Below are 15,000 nucleotides of genomic sequence, written 5' to 3' on the forward strand. Positions count from 1 at the left end.
TGCAATCATCAGCGTGAATCAGTAAGCCTCAAATTATACATCTATTTTTTGGCCTGTAGGATTGCAAGCCAAAAAACTTTTCGTCCCAATCTCTCTTCGTCCCTCATCAGCTTCCACCCCATAAGGGATAAAAGCCCAGGGCAATTCCGAGCGAACTGGAGGCGCGGTCCGGAGTCGAACCGGACTAACCGGATTTGCAATCCGGGGCATAACCGCTTTGCTACCGCGCCCAAAAACCCCAACCATCTGAAAAAAAAGGGAAGCGATTGCTTCCCTTTTTTTGGAAATTGGAGCGGGAAAAGAGTCTCGAACTCTCGACCTCAACCTTGGCAAGGTTGCGCTCTACCAACTGAGCTATTCCCGCATTTTACCGAAGCCTCACATTGTACAACGTTTGCTGCGATGGAATGAATTGTAGCGCATTTTTCGGGGCTTCCAAAAAAAATTTACTTCAATGTTTCAATCCGTCCGCTGCCACCGATGAGGCCACCGCTTTGTCCGCCGTTGGCGTCGAGACCACCGCAACTTCCTCATCCGTCAATGGCACAGGTTTGGTTTCCAGGGCGATCTCAAGCACTTTGTCGATCCAGCGCACCGGCACGATTTCCAGGGCGCTTTTTACGTTATCGGGGATCTCTTGCAGGTCCTTCACGTTCTCCTCGGGAATCAACACGGTTTTGATGCCGCCACGCAATGCTGCAAGCAATTTTTCCTTGAGACCACCGATGGCCGTCACCTCACCGCGCAGGGTAATCTCGCCTGTCATGGCCACATCGCCGCGCACCGGAATACCGGTGAGGGCCGACACGAAAGCCGTGGTCATTGCTGCGCCAGCACTGGGCCCATCCTTGGGCGTTGCACCGTCTGGCACATGAATATGGATGTCGCGCTTCTCGAAAGTTTCATCCTTGATACCCAGCATGCGCGACCGGCTGCGCACCACTGTGCGTGCAGCTTCCACAGACTCTTTCATGACATCGCCCAGCGAACCGGTGCGCGTGATCACGCCCTTGCCGGGCATGATGGCCGCTTCGATGGTCAGCAAATCACCGCCTACCTCTGTCCACGCCAGCCCTACGACCTGTCCCACCTGGTTTTGCAGCTCTGCACGGCCATAGGTGTATTTGCGCACGCCCAAGAAATCAGGTAGGTTGTCCGCCGTCACGACCACCTGCGGCTCCAGCTTCTTGAGCTGCAGCCCCTTGACCACCTTGCGGCATATCTTGGACAACTCACGTTCGAGCGAACGCACGCCAGCCTCTCGGGTGTAGTAACGCACCATGTCGCGCACGGCTGCCTCGGTGATGAGCAGTTCTTTGTCCTCTACGCCATTGTTCTTGAGCTGCTTGGGCAGCAGGTATTTCATGGCGATGTTGGTCTTCTCGTCTTCGGTGTAACCCGACAGACGAATGACCTCCATGCGATCAAGCAACGCAGGCGGGATGTTCATCGAATTCGATGTGGCGACAAACATCACATCGCTCAAATCGAAATCGACCTCCACATAGTGATCGCCAAAGGTATGGTTCTGCTCTGGATCAAGCACCTCCAGCAGCGCGCTTGACGGATCACCCCGGAAGTCGGTGCCCAGCTTATCGATTTCATCCAACAGGAACAGCGGGTTCCGCGTCCCGATTTTGGACAGGCTCTGCAGCACTTTGCCCGGCAGTGCGCCGATGTAGGTGCGACGGTGTCCACGAATCTCCGCCTCGTCGCGCATGCCTCCCAAAGCCATGCGCACGTACTTGCGTCCCGTTGCCTTGGCGATGGACTGCCCCAGCGAGGTCTTGCCAACCCCCGGAGGCCCCACCAGGCAAAGGATCGGAGCCTTTACCTTGTCAACGCGCTGTTGCACTGCAAGATATTCAAGGATTCGGTCCTTGACCTTGTCCAGACCGTAATGGTCTTCGTTGAGCACCTCTTCGGCGTTCACCAAGTCGTGTTTGATCTTGGTTTTTTTGCTCCACGGCAGCCCCGTGAGGACCTCGATGTAGTTGCGCACCACAGATGCCTCGGCAGACATGGGTGACATCAGTTTGAGCTTCTTGAGCTCGCCCTCTGCTTTCTTGCGCGCTTCGGCGGGCATCTTGGCGAGCTTGATCTTCTTCTCGATCTCGTCAATGTCGGCCCCCTCGTCGCCCTCACCCAACTCCTTCTGGATGGCCTTGACTTGCTCGTTGAGATAGAAGTCGCGCTGGTTCTTCTCCATCTGACGTTTGACGCGACCCCGAATCTTCTTGTCGACATTCAGGATGTCAACCTCACGGTCGAGTTGCTCGAACAGATTTTCGAGTCGCGCCTTCACATCGGACAGATCAAGCACCACCTGCTTGTTCTCCAGCTTGAGCGGTAAATGGGCTGCAATGGTGTCGGCCAGGCGGCCGGGATCGTCAATGCTGGAGATCGAGGTCAGGATCTCGGGAGGGATCTTCTTGTTGAGCTTGACGTATTGGTCAAACTGCTGCATCACCGCACGGCGCAATGCCTCGATCTCGCTGGGCTTGCCAGCGTCGGGCACGGCTTCAACGGGCGTAACGGTGGCCAGGAAGTGGGTCTCCGCATCGTCAATGGAGGTCACCTGGGCACGCTGCTGGCCTTCGACCAACACCTTCACGGTGCCATCGGGCAGCTTGAGCATCTGCAGAATGGTCGATACGCAGCCGACGTCAAACATGTCCGAGACCGATGGCTCATCCTTGGCCGCGGCCTTTTGGGCGACCAGCATGATGCGACGGTCCGACTCCATGGCCATCTCAAGCGCCTTGATGCTCTTGGCACGGCCCACGAACAGCGGGATGACCATGTGGGGGAAAACCACCACATCGCGCAATGGCAACAACGGCAAATCAAGGGGGGTAGCAGGCAGGGGGGTATGTCCGGACATGAGAATCCTCAAAGTACTCTGTGGAATATGGTCCACATGCGGGGATTTTCAACCCTGGCGTGCAGCCGCACTGCCGCCAGGGTTGATGGTTCAAGGGGCGACAACAAGGCGCCCGCGCCGGTCATTTCAGGCCTTCTTGGCCGCTTCGCGATAAACGAGCAGCGGAGGCTTGTTTTCTTCGATGGTGGACTCGTCCAGCACCACCTTTTCCACATTGCTGGTGTTGGGCAAGTCAAACATCGTTCCGATCAACGATTGCTCCAGGATGGAGCGCAGGCCACGGGCTCCCGTCTTGCGCGCCAGTGCCTTGCGAGCGATGGCCTTCAACGCGGCAGGGCGGATCTCCAGATCGACACCTTCCATGGCCAGAAGCTTGCTGTACTGCTTGACCAACGCGTTTTTGGGTTCTGTCAGGATCTGCACCAACGCATCTTCGCTGAGCTCTGCCAAGGCAGTCACCACCGGCATCCGGCCGACCAGCTCAGGGATCAGGCCGAACTTGATCAGATCTTCGGGTTCGATCTCGGTGAAGACCTCGGTCAACGACCGCTGTTTCTTGCTTTTGACCGATGCTCCGAAACCAATACCGGAGGCTTCAGTGCGGTTCTCAATGACTTTTTCAAGCCCCGCGAACGCACCGCCACAGATGAACAGGATATTGGTGGTGTCAATCTGCAAAAAGTCCTGATTCGGGTGCTTGCGGCCGCCCTGCGGCGGCACGCTGGCCATGGTGCCTTCGATCAGCTTGAGCAACGCCTGCTGCACGCCCTCACCCGACACGTCACGGGTAATACTGGGGTTGTCCGACTTTCGCGAAATTTTGTCGATTTCGTCGATATAGACAATCCCACGCTGGGCACGTTCGACATCGTAGTTACAGCTTTGCAGCAGCTTCTGGACAATGTTCTCGACATCTTCGCCCACGTAACCCGCCTCGGTCAGCGTGGTTGCATCCGCCATCACAAAAGGAACGTCGAGCATGCGCGCCAAGGTCTGCGCCAGCAATGTCTTGCCGGAGCCCGTGGGGCCGATCAGCAAAATATTGCTTTTCGACAGCTCTACATCGTCCTTATGGGCCTTGTCTTTGTGGCGCAGGCGCTTGTAGTGGTTGTACACAGCCACGGCCAAGGTGCGCTTGGCCACATCCTGGCCAATCACATAGTTGTCGAGGTTGGTTTTGATCTCCACCGGCGTAGGCAGATCACTGCGGCCTTCGCGCACCGCGTCCCCTGCGGGCAGCTCGTCGCGAATGATCTCGTTGCACAGGTCAATGCACTCGTCGCAGATAAAGACCGACGGACCGGCGATCAGCTTCTTCACTTCATGCTGGCTTTTGCCGCAGAAAGAACAGTAAAGGGTTTTTTCGCTGGAAGAGCCTTTTTTCTCGGCCATGGGGGCAATGCCTTGCTTGTTACGGAAAGTTGTCGGGATGATAACCAAATAAGAAACGGCGTCTTCCCCAGGGGAAAACGCCGCACGGCGACCCTATGGTGCTCAGGAGCGCTTGCTGATCACCTGGTCAACAATGCCATAGTCTTTGGCCTCGTCGGCGGTCATGAAGTAATCACGCTCGGTATCACGCTGGATCTTCTCCAGCGGTTGGCCCGTGCGCTCAGCCAGGATACGGTTCATCTGGTCCTTGGTGCGAAGGATATCGCGCGCATGGATCTCGATGTCCGTTGCCTGGCCTCGCGCGCCGCCCAGCACCTGGTGAATCATGATCTTTGAATTGGGCAGCGAAAAACGCTTGCCCTTGGCCCCGGCTGCCAGCAGGAAGGCACCCATGCTGGCGGCGAAGCCGCAGCACAACGTGGACACGTCGGGCTTGATGAACTGCATGGTGTCGTAGATCGCCATACCGGCCGTCACGCTGCCACCGGGCGAGTTGATGTAGAAGGAGATGTCCTTGTCAGGGTTCTCGCTCTCCAGGAACAACAGCTGCGCCACCACCAGGTTAGCCGTCTGGTCGTTGACCTCGCCCACTAGAAAAATCACGCGTTCCTTGAGCAGGCGTGAGTAGATGTCGTAAGACCGTTCACCACGGCCCGACTGCTCGATGACCATGGGAACCATGCCCAAGCCTTGTGTTTCCAATGCGCTCATATTTACTCCAGTCAAGCAGGTACTGTACCCAGAAATGAGTTGGGGCTTGTGCGCGAAAGCACAAGCCCCTGCTGTGTATCACCAGCACCCGGGTGGGTGAAAAACTCGCTGCCCGGGGTGGCCAGGGCCTATCAGCCCTGTTGTGCCATCAATTCGTCGAACGACACGGCCTTCTCAACCACCTTGGACTTGCCCAGCACGAATTCGGTCACGTTGTTTTCGATCACAACGGCTTCGACTTCGGCCAGACGCTGGCGGTCGCTGAAATACCAGCGCACCACGTCTTCTGGTTTTTCATAGCTGGCGGCCAACTCGTCGATGTGGGCTTTGAGCTGTTCAGGCTTGGCATGGAGTTCGTTGGCCTTGACCAACTCAGCCACCACCAGGCCCAGGCGCACGCGGCGCTCCGCCTGCGGGCGGAACACGTCTTCAGGGATCTCCGCCTTGTCGGCGTCTTTGATGCCGCGTTGCTTGAGTTCAGCGCGAGCGCCTTCGAGCAGGCGGGCAATTTCAGCTTGCACGCTGGCATTGGGCAGGTCCAGCTCGGCCTTGGACACCAGGGCGTCCATCACGGCCGCCTTGTTGCGGGCCAGCAGACGGAACTTGACTTCGCGCTCCAGATTGGACTTGATGTCTGCACGCAGGCCGTCGACAGAGCCGTCCGCGATACCCAGCGACTTGGCCAGGGCGTCGTTCACTTCGGGCAGATGGGCGGCCTCGATCTTCTTGATGGTCACGAGGAAGTCAGCGGTCTTGCCAGCCACATCCTTGCCGTGGTATTCCGCAGGGAATGCCAGGGGGAACGTCTTGCTTTCGCCAGACTTCATGCCACGCACGGCGTCTTCGAACTCCTTGAGCATCTGGCCTTCGCCCACCAGGAACTGGAAGTCTTCGGCTTTGCCGCCATCAAAGGTCTCGCCGTCGATCTTGCCTTCGAAATCGACCGTCACGCGATCGCCGTCTTGTGCTGCAGCGTCCATGGCGCGCTGGGCGAAGCTGCGGCGCTGCTTACGCAGGATGTCGATCGTCTTGTCAATGGCCGAATCGGTCACTTCAGCGGACAATTTTTCGACTTCGGCGTCGGACAGGTCAGCAATCTTGACCTCGGGGAACACTTCGAAGATGGCGTCGAAAGTGACCTGACCTTCGGGAGCGCCTTCTTTTTCGGTGATGCGGGGCTGGCCGGCCACACGCAGGTTGGCTTCGTTGGCGGCCACGGCAAAGGCTTCGCCGACCTTGTCGTTGAGCACTTCGTACTGCACCGAGTAGCCATAACGCTGGGCCACCACATTCATGGGCACCTTGCCAGGACGGAAACCGTCCATCTTGACCGTGCGGGCCAGGCGCTTCAGGCGCGTGTCGACTTCGGACTGGATCAGGGTGACGGGCACGCTCAGCGTAATCTTGCGCTCGAGCTTCTCAAGGGTTTCAACAGTAACGGCCATGGCTATTCCTCTTATGAATGTGGATCGTGCTGGCTGCAGCGCAGCAGCGCCGTGTTCCGCAAAGTCTCACATGGGTGGTGCGCGGGGGGGGACTCGAACCCCCACACCATTGCTGGCGTCAGGACCTAAACCTGGTGCGTCTACCAATTTCGCCACCCGCGCGGTTCTACAAACAAACAGGCGGCAAGCTGAGCTGCCGCCTGTGTGAAATCGGTCAACCTTCTATTTTACCTGATGCGGGCACGCTGCTTATCAAGCACCCCCAAGAACCTCAAGCGCTGGCCGCTTGACACGGAACCAGGCGGCATACATCGCGGGCAGCGCCAACAGTGTCAGCACGGTCGCCACGACCAGCCCGCCCATGATGGCCACAGCCATCGGGCCCCAGAACACGCTGCGTGACAGCGGGATCATGGCCAGCACCGCCGCCGCAGCCGTCAGCACAATGGGCCGAAGGCGGCGCACGGCAGATTCCACGATGGCATCCCACGCAGGCACGCCCCTTGCCCGGTCCTGCTCAATTTGATCGATCAGGATGACCGAGTTGCGCTGGATCATGCCCATGAGCGCAATCACCCCCAGCAGCGCCACAAAACCAAACGGGCGATTGAGCAGCAGCAAAGCCGCCGCCACACCTGCCAGCCCCAGTGGCCCGGTCAGGAACACCAGCATCGCGCGGCTGAAGCTATGCAATTGCAGCATCAGCAGCGTGAAGGTGATGAACAGCATGATCGGAATGCCCGCAGCAATCGACGCCGAGCCTTTGGAGCTTTCCTCGACAGCGCCCGCCACTTCGATGCGATAACCACCCTGCCCTGCGGCACGCCATTGCGCTTCAATCTCCTTGAGCGCCGGCAACAGCCCTGCCGTCACCGTGGCACCCTGCAGCCCCTCGGTCACGTCGCCTTGCACGGTAATGGCGTAGTCGCGGTTCTCGCGCCACATCACCCCAGGCTCCCAGGTGAACACGGGCTTGGCGATCTGCGTGAGCGGGATCGACTTGCCAGAGGCCGTGGGCAGATAGGCATTGGCGATGTCGGTAATGGCGTTGCGCTCATCCAGCGGCTGGCGCAGCACGATGTCGATCAGCTTGTCACCTTCGCGGAACTGGCCCACCTGCGTGCCCGACAGAATGGTCTTGGAGGCCTGCGCAATGGACTGGCTCGTCACGCCCAAAGCGCGCGCCTTGGCCTGGTCGACCTCCAGGCGCAGCACCTTCACAGGCTCGTTCCAGTTGTCATTCACACCGCGCATGTTGGGGTTCTGCCGCAGTTGCGCCTTCACCTCGTCGGCACGCTCACGCAGCACCAGCGGGTCAGGCCCCACCACACGAAACTGCACCGGGTAGGGCACGGGTGGCCCGTTGGGCAGCAGCTTGACGCGGCCGCGCACTTCGGGGAACTCCTGGGCCAGCAGCGCAGGCAGCTTTACACGCAGCGATTCGCGCACCTTGAGGTCCTGCGGCACCACAATGAACTGGGACACGTTGCTCTGCGGGAACACCTGGTCCAGCGGCAGATAAAAGCGCGGCACGCCAGAGCCCACCCAGGTGCTCACGGTGCTCACGCCGGGCTCCGACATCAGCCGTTGCTCCACCCGCTTGGTGACCGCTTCGTTGCCCGCAAACGAGGTGCCCTCGGGGAACCAGATGTCCACAATGATTTCGGGGCGGCTCGAATCCGGGAAGAACTGCTGCTGCACCTTGCCCATGCCCACGATGCCCAACGCAAACGTGAGCACAGTGGCACCGATGGTGAGCCAACGGTGCTCGACACACCAGTTCACCAACCGGCGAAAGACGGTGTAAAAAGGGCTGTCAAACACCTCGTGTGGGTCGTCCGTGATGCCCTTGTTGGCCTGTGCAGCCAGCACATGGGGCGGCATCTTGAGCAGCAGCGTGCCCAGGTAGGGCACGAAATACACCGACACAATCCAGCTGAGCACCAGCGCAATCACCGTCACCGCAAAAATCGCAAACGTGTATTCACCCGTGACCGACTTGGCGATACCGATGGGCAAAAATCCCGCCGCCGTGATCAGCGTGCCCGTGAGCATGGGCATCGCCGTGATCTCATACGCGAAGGTGGCGGCACGCACCTTGTCGTAGCCCTCTTCGAGCTTGAGCACCATCATCTCGACCGCAATGATGGCGTCATCCACCAGCAGGCCCAGCGCAATGATGAGCGAACCCAGCGATATCTTGTGCAGGCCAATGCCCCAGTACCACATGGCCAGAAACGTCACGGCCAGCACCAGCGGAATGGTGATGCCCACCACCAGCCCGGGGCGCGGGTCGATATACCAGCGCTTGTAAAACGGCTGCTCGCCAGGGCGCTTGTGCAGGCCCAGGGCAATGAAACTGACCGCCAGCACGATCACCACGGCCTCGATCAGCACCTTCACAAACTCGTTCACCGATGTGGAAACGGACTTGGGCTGGTCTTGCACGTTCACCAGTTGCACGCCTGCGGGCAGCGTGCTGGCGATGCGTTCGGTGGCGGTATGCAGCGCCTTGCCCAAGGCAATGATGTCGCCCCCCTTGGTCATGGAAACCCCCAGCGCAATCACCTCGCGCCCCTGGTGCCGCACCTTGACGGCGGGCGGGTCCACATAACCGCGCTGGATTTCGGCGATGTCCGACAGGCGCAATTGCGCACCCGATGGCCCGCGGATCGGCATGGCACGCAGGTCTTCGATGGCGTTGAACTGCCCCTCGACACGCACCTGTACCTGGTCTTGTGGGGTCTGGACGGCGCCTGCGGCTTCCACGGCATTTTGCTGCCCCAACTGGGCCAGCACCTGGTTCATGTCCAGGCCCAATTGCGACAGGCGCTTTTGCGAGATCTCGATGAAGACCTTTTCGTCTTGAACACCGAAGAGTTCCACCTTGGCCACGTCGGGCACGCGCAACAACTGCTGGCGTGCGTCGTCTGCAAATGCCTTGAGCTCGGCGTAGTTGAAGCCGTCGGACTCCAGCGCGTAGATCACCCCATACACGTCACCGAAGTCGTCGTTGAAGAACGGCCCCTGGATGCCCTGCGGCAGGGTGTAGCGCATGTCGCCGATTTTCTTGCGCACCGAGTACCAGACGTTGGGCACCTCGCTGGCCTTGGACGAGTCCTTGATCTGAAAGATGATCTGCGACTCGCCGGGCTTGGAGTAGCTGCGGATCTTGTCGGCATAAGGCACCTCTTGCAGCGTGCGCTCGATCTTGTCGGTGACCTGCTCGGCCACCTGTTGCGCCGTGGCGCCAGGCCAGTACGTGCGCACCACCATGGCGCGAAAAGTGAACGGCGGGTCTTCGTCCTGACCGAGCTGAAAGTAGGCCGCAAAACCGAGCAGCATCAACACGACCATCAGATAACGCGTGAGCGCCGGGTGGTCGAGCGCCCATTTGGAGAGGTTGAACCCCTCTTTGGGTTGTATTTGTTTCATGTCGGGCCTCAGTGGGCGGCAGAGGCCGTAGCAGCCGCAGGCGCGGCGGATGCAGCAGGAGCCACGGCTGGGCCTGCACCTGCGGTCGAGGCAGCGGCAGCGGGGCTGTCTGGCAGCGCAGGGATCACTACTGAATTAGGAGCTGTTTGCGCTTTACTGACGGGCGTTTGAGCCGCTTTTTGCTGATAAATAGTGACCTTTTGCCCTGGCGACAACACATGCACTCCGGTCGCCACCACCTGCATGCCCGGCGTCAGGCCCACAGCCACCACCGCCTCGTTGCCGTCGGCCGTGGCGATCTGCACCACCTGCGACTTGACGGTGCCGCTGGCAGCGTCGTACACCCACACAGCCGTGGCCTGCCCCTGCTGGCGCAACGCGCTGGTCGGCAGCTTGATGGCTGCCAGGCCGGCATGGCTGAGCGCCTTGGGTGTCACATACACCGTCGACCCCAGCGCCGGGGCCTGTGCACCTTCAATCGCCACCTTCACCTGATAGGTGCGGGTGGCAGGGTCGGCACTGGCGGCCACCTCGCGCACGCGGCCTGCCATCGTCTCCCCACCCGCCCAGCCGCGCACCGCCACCTCAGAGCCCCGCGTGATCTGCGCCACCTTGTCTTCAGGCACCGCAAACACCACATCGCGCGGGCCGTCCTGCGCAATGCGCACCACTGGCGTGCCCGCAGCCACCACCTGGCCCGGCTCGGCGTCGATGCCCGTGACCACCCCCGACACATCCGCCACCAGCGTGGTGTAAGCGGCCTGGTTGCCTTGCGACGACAGCTGCGCCCGTGCCTGATCCAGCGTGGCCTGCGTGCCCTTGAGCGTGGCATCGCGCCGCTCCAGCTCGGCGCCGCTGATGAAATTCTGGTCCTTCAGCGCCTGGTAGCGCTTGAAATCGGCCGCCGCCAGGTCACGCTGTGTGGTGGCCGCAGCCAGTTGCGCACGCGCCGCATCGGCGGCCAGCTGGTAGTCCTTGGGGTCGAGCTGCGCCAGCACCTGCCCTGCCTTCACGCGCTGGCCGAGTTCGGCCTGACGCTGCACGATCTTGCCCGCCACCCGAAAGCCCAGGCGCGACTCCACGCGGGCCCGCACTTCGGCCGAATACTCCAGGTTGGACTGCAGCGCTCCCACCCCTACGGTCAGCAGTTTCACCGAGCGCACAGGCTCCTCGGGCGGTGCGGGGCGTGAGCAGGCGGCCAGCAGCGTTGCCGTGGCCAGCACCAGCCAATACCGTGAATACCGTTGAAAAGGCCGCGAAGCGGAGGGTGTGCGCATGGGAAATCCGGTGAAAGTAAAAAAGGGCCACAGGGAGCTGCACGCAAAACGCAAGCACACATGCCTGCGTTACGACGGGGGATCGGCCAGCCCCTGGTCCCATTGAATGCATTATTGTAGTTACTGACTGACCGGTTAGTAATCTATGAGAAGCCCCCCGCCTTGTCAAGCGACAATCCCGGGTGTGAATGATCGCACCAGCCCCTCCTCAACGCCCCCCGCAGCCCCCGCACCGCAGCCGCTCGGCGCTGCAGTGGCCGCGCCTGTCACGCACTACGAAAACTTCCCCGTGGCCTCCGTGCTGTGCCCTCCGCACCTGCGCCAGCCCATTGCCGCCATCTATGCCTTTGCCCGCACCGCCGACGACATCGCCGACGAAGGCGATGCGCCAGCCCCGGCCCGGCTGGCAGATCTGGCCGCCTACCACGCTGACCTGCAGGCCATCGCACAAAATCAGCCGCCCTCGGCCCGCTGGCCCGAGGTCTTCGGGCCGTTGCAGGGCGTCCTGCGCAGCCACCACCTGCCGGTGCCGCTGCTGCAAGATCTGCTCAGCGCCTTTGCCCAGGACGTGGCCAAAACCCGCGACGCCGCAGGCTACGCGGATCGCACCGAGCTGCTGGGCTATTGCCGGCGCTCGGCCAACCCCGTGGGTCGCCTGTTGCTGCATCTGTATGGCGTGACCGACACCACCGCACTGGCCCAAAGCGATGCCATCTGCACCGCACTGCAGTTGATCAATTTCTGGCAAGACCTGAGCGTGGACATCCCCCGAGGCCGCTATTACCTGCCCCACGCCGATGTCGCGGCACACAGTGCCAGCCAGGCCGACCTGCAGGCCCTGCGCAGCTCCCCCGAAAACGCGCGCCTGATTGCGGACTGCGCGCAGTGGGCGCGCGCCAGCATGCACATCGGTGCTCCGCTGGTACACCGACTGCCCGGCCGCGCGGGCTGGGAGCTGAGGCTGGTGGTCCAGGGCGGCCTGCGCATTCTGGACAAGGTTGATGCCCTGCGCGGCGCCAACCTGCACACCCGCCCGCGCCTGCGCACCGGGGATTGGCTGGTGATGCTGGCGCGCGCGCTGGCCATGTGAGAAGCAAAATTCATGGGCCGCAAGCCCCGCTGACATTGACAAACGGCTGGCGACGCATATTTATGCAAAAACAGGCTGTAGCGCTTATGCATTAAGCGCAATCAGCTATCAATTAAGAAGCAAAAACACACCCCACGCCCCTCCCTCGCCCCAAGGCCCACCCGGAGGGGGCAGGGATAGCGTGCATGGCATTGCCACAACAGCAGGCTAGTCTTGCGCCCACAGCCACCGCATGGCGCATGGGTCGCCGCCAAGGCTGGACCCGCGCGCCGCCTGGCCCCCTACAACAACAACAACGGTACACACCTCACCTCACCACACCTCACCTCACGCCTGCGCAATTTGTCGATGTGCGCTTGCCCAAAGGTCCTCCACGTGTCCGCCACCACTGTCTTCAAAGCCCTTCAATGGGGCCTCATCCTTTTTTGCCTCGTGTTCGGGTTCGTGGGCGGCACCGTGGCCGAGCACGTGATGGACCAGCTCCAGTGCCAGCCCCATGCCGACCCCACGCTGCGCACCTGCTCGTGGCTCACGAACCCAGTGGCCTTGCGTCTGGCACCTTTCCTGTCCGCCAACAGCCCCGCAGACTACGCCTTCACGCTGCTGAGCAACTTCTGGGGGCTCATCGCACTGTGGCTGCTGGCCCTCGGCGCGGTACGCTGGGTAGAAAAACACCCCACACAAGCAACCGCGTGGTGGCGACGCTGGAGCCCCCAGCCCCTCGCCCTCACCGTGCACCGCACGGATGTTCTGCGGTGGTCAGCGCGCGCTGCCTTCTGGCTTTTGTTGCTGGGGTTTATCGCCTTTTGCGTCGCATTGGGCACCCCCATCGTCGGCACCGATACAGCGCGTTCGGTCTTGCACAGCCTGGGTTGCTCACCCGGCACATTCGACCCCTTCTCATCCCCTTGCATGAAAGCCACGGGGTTCTGGACACCCCGACTGACCTTCTACGTTTTACCGCTGGCGGGCCCGCTGCTGGCGCCTGTGTGGTTGGTCTTGGGGTTCTGGGACGTATTGATCGCGTGGGCGGTGCTGATTGCAGCGGCTTCTTTTCTGCACTCATCCCTGTCGTCGCGCGCCACCCCAAGGCCGCCGCGCGACTAGGCCGCCCAGCCACGGCTCGGCACCGCAGCGAAAGACTTTCAGGCCCGTTAGGCCACCCCACCAGAGAGAAACCCTCCATGTCCGTCAGCGTTTTCGACTTGTTCAAGATCGGCATCGGCCCCTCCAGCTCGCACACCGTGGGGCCCATGATCGCCGCCCGGCAGTTCACCTGCCAGCTGCAAGCCACCGTGGGGTTGGCGGCAGTACACCGTCTGACGGTGGAGCTGTTTGGCTCGCTCTCGGCCACCGGCGTCGGCCACGGCACGGATCGCGCCGTGCTGCTGGGTCTGGCCGGGCATGAGCCCGACCGCATAGACCCCGAGCAGATCGCGCCCGCCATTGCCGACATCCGCACCCGCCGGTCCCTGGCACTGATGGGTGAACACACCGTGCCTTTCATCGAAAAAGACCACCTGCTGTTTCGGCGCAAAAGTCTGCCGCTGCACCCCAACGGCCTGTGTTTCAGGGCCTACAACGCGCGGGGCGACGAGATCGCCATGCGCGAGTACTACTCGGTGGGCGGCGGCTTTGTGATGGATGCAGCGGGTGAACGCGTGCTCAACCCACCCGCCAGCGCCGGGCCCGATGCGGCAGGCCATGGCCGGGGCCTGCCCCACGCGTTTCGCACGGGCGCCGAGCTGCTGGCCCAGTGCCAGGCCACGCACATGACCATCGCCCAGCTCATGGTCGCCAACGAGCAGCACTGGCGCAGTGCCCCCGAGGTGCATCGCCAACTCATGGCCATCTGGCAGACCATGGCGGGTGCGGTGCAACGCGGTTGCGCCAGCGCCGGCAACCTCCCCGGCCCCATGCAGGTGCGCCGCCGCGCGGCTGAGCTGCACCGCGCACTGAGCCGCTCGCCTGAAGCCGCGCTGCGCGACCCGTTGTTGATGCTGGACTGGGTCAACCTCTACGCCATGGCCGTGAACGAGGAAAACGCTGCGGGCGGGCGCGTCGTGACAGCCCCCACCAACGGCGCAGCCGGTGTCATCCCTGCGGTGTTGCATTACTACGTGAACTTTGTGCAAGGCGCGAACCAGCCCAGCGAAGACGGCATCGCCACCTTTTTGCTCACTGCGGGCGCCATCGGCATCATTTACAAAGAGAACGCGTCGTTCTCGGGCGCCGAGGTCGGTTGCCAGGGCGAGGTAGGGGTGGCCTGCTCCATGGCTGCCGGCGCCCTGGCAGCCGTGATGGGCGGCACGCCCGAGCAGATCGAAAACGCCGCCGAGATCGGCATGGAACACAACCTGGGCATGACCTGCGACCCGGTGGGCGGTCTGGTGCAGATCCCCTGTATCGAGCGCAACGCCATGGGCGCCATCAAGGCCATCAACGCCGCCCGCCTGGCCCTGCGCGGTGACGGCCAGCACGTGGTCTCGCTCGACAAGGTCATCCAGACCATGATGCAGACCGGCGCCGACATGAAAAGCAAATACAAAGAGACGTCGCGTGGAGGACTGGCCGTGAATGTCGTGGAGTGCTGAGCACCACCGCCACCGCACGGCAACAACCACGACCAGGCGCGCCCTGGCAGTCAATTCAAAATTGATAGCATCCTGCGCTTTATCCACAAGCGCCACAGGCCAAAGCCGTTAAAAAAATCACGCGCCACATCGGCATGACATGCCCCCTTGCACAACGGTAGCCATGCAGGCG

General features: G+C 61.6%; 9 protein-coding genes and 3 tRNA genes. 3 read left to right on the forward strand and 9 right to left on the reverse strand.

Going from position 1 to position 15,000, the window contains the following annotated elements:
- Nucleotides 1-156 precede the first annotated feature (156 nt).
- The 9 genes from KI609_RS15275 to KI609_RS15315 all read right to left on the reverse strand — a co-directional run bounded on the left by KI609_RS15275 (nucleotide 157) and on the right by KI609_RS15315 (nucleotide 11,144).
- Nucleotides 157-230, reverse strand: a tRNA-Cys gene (locus KI609_RS15275).
- Between the two features lie 58 nt (nucleotides 231-288).
- Nucleotides 289-364, reverse strand: a tRNA-Gly gene (locus KI609_RS15280).
- A gap of 87 nt (nucleotides 365-451) precedes the next feature.
- Entirely contained in the window at nucleotides 452-2,884 is a 2,433-nt protein-coding gene (gene lon, locus KI609_RS15285; RefSeq protein WP_226444444.1) for an endopeptidase La, read from the reverse strand.
- 126 nt (nucleotides 2,885-3,010) lie between these two features.
- Complete coding sequence (gene clpX, locus KI609_RS15290) at nucleotides 3,011-4,276, reverse strand: ATP-dependent Clp protease ATP-binding subunit ClpX (RefSeq protein WP_226444445.1); 1,266 nt, start codon at nucleotides 4,274-4,276, stop codon at nucleotides 3,011-3,013.
- Between the two features lie 102 nt (nucleotides 4,277-4,378).
- The gene (clpP, locus tag KI609_RS15295) at nucleotides 4,379-4,987 is read right to left on the reverse strand and encodes an ATP-dependent Clp endopeptidase proteolytic subunit ClpP (protein ID WP_226444446.1); all 609 of its coding nucleotides are present in this window, start codon (nucleotides 4,985-4,987) and stop codon (nucleotides 4,379-4,381) included.
- A 131-nt stretch (nucleotides 4,988-5,118) separates the two neighbouring features.
- Entirely contained in the window at nucleotides 5,119-6,432 is a 1,314-nt protein-coding gene (tig, locus tag KI609_RS15300; protein ID WP_226444447.1) for a trigger factor, read from the reverse strand.
- Between the two features lie 75 nt (nucleotides 6,433-6,507).
- Nucleotides 6,508-6,594, reverse strand: a tRNA-Leu gene (locus KI609_RS15305).
- Between the two features lie 90 nt (nucleotides 6,595-6,684).
- Nucleotides 6,685-9,867, reverse strand: coding sequence for an efflux RND transporter permease subunit (locus KI609_RS15310; RefSeq protein WP_226444448.1), 3,183 nt, complete (start codon nucleotides 9,865-9,867; stop codon nucleotides 6,685-6,687).
- A gap of 8 nt (nucleotides 9,868-9,875) precedes the next feature.
- Nucleotides 9,876-11,144, reverse strand: a complete 1,269-nt coding sequence (locus tag KI609_RS15315) for an efflux RND transporter periplasmic adaptor subunit (RefSeq protein ID WP_226444449.1) — start codon at nucleotides 11,142-11,144, stop codon at nucleotides 9,876-9,878.
- A gap of 184 nt (nucleotides 11,145-11,328) precedes the next feature.
- On the opposite strand from KI609_RS15315, the gene hpnC reads away from it, so the two are divergent.
- From hpnC to KI609_RS15330, 3 genes are all read left to right on the forward strand, one after another.
- Nucleotides 11,329-12,234, forward strand: a complete 906-nt coding sequence (hpnC, locus tag KI609_RS15320) for a squalene synthase HpnC (RefSeq protein WP_226444450.1) — start codon at nucleotides 11,329-11,331, stop codon at nucleotides 12,232-12,234.
- A gap of 375 nt (nucleotides 12,235-12,609) precedes the next feature.
- Nucleotides 12,610-13,341 carry a hypothetical protein gene (locus KI609_RS15325; RefSeq protein ID WP_226444451.1) on the forward strand — a complete coding sequence of 244 codons (732 nt, stop codon included), beginning with the start codon at nucleotides 12,610-12,612 and terminating at the stop codon, nucleotides 13,339-13,341.
- A 77-nt stretch (nucleotides 13,342-13,418) separates the two neighbouring features.
- Nucleotides 13,419-14,828, forward strand: a complete 1,410-nt coding sequence (locus tag KI609_RS15330; RefSeq protein WP_226444452.1) for an L-serine ammonia-lyase — start codon at nucleotides 13,419-13,421, stop codon at nucleotides 14,826-14,828.
- Nucleotides 14,829-15,000: the final 172 nt, after the last annotated feature.

The organism is Acidovorax radicis, from assembly GCF_020510705.1.
Classification (GTDB): Bacteria; Pseudomonadota; Gammaproteobacteria; order Burkholderiales; family Burkholderiaceae_C; genus Acidovorax; species Acidovorax radicis_A.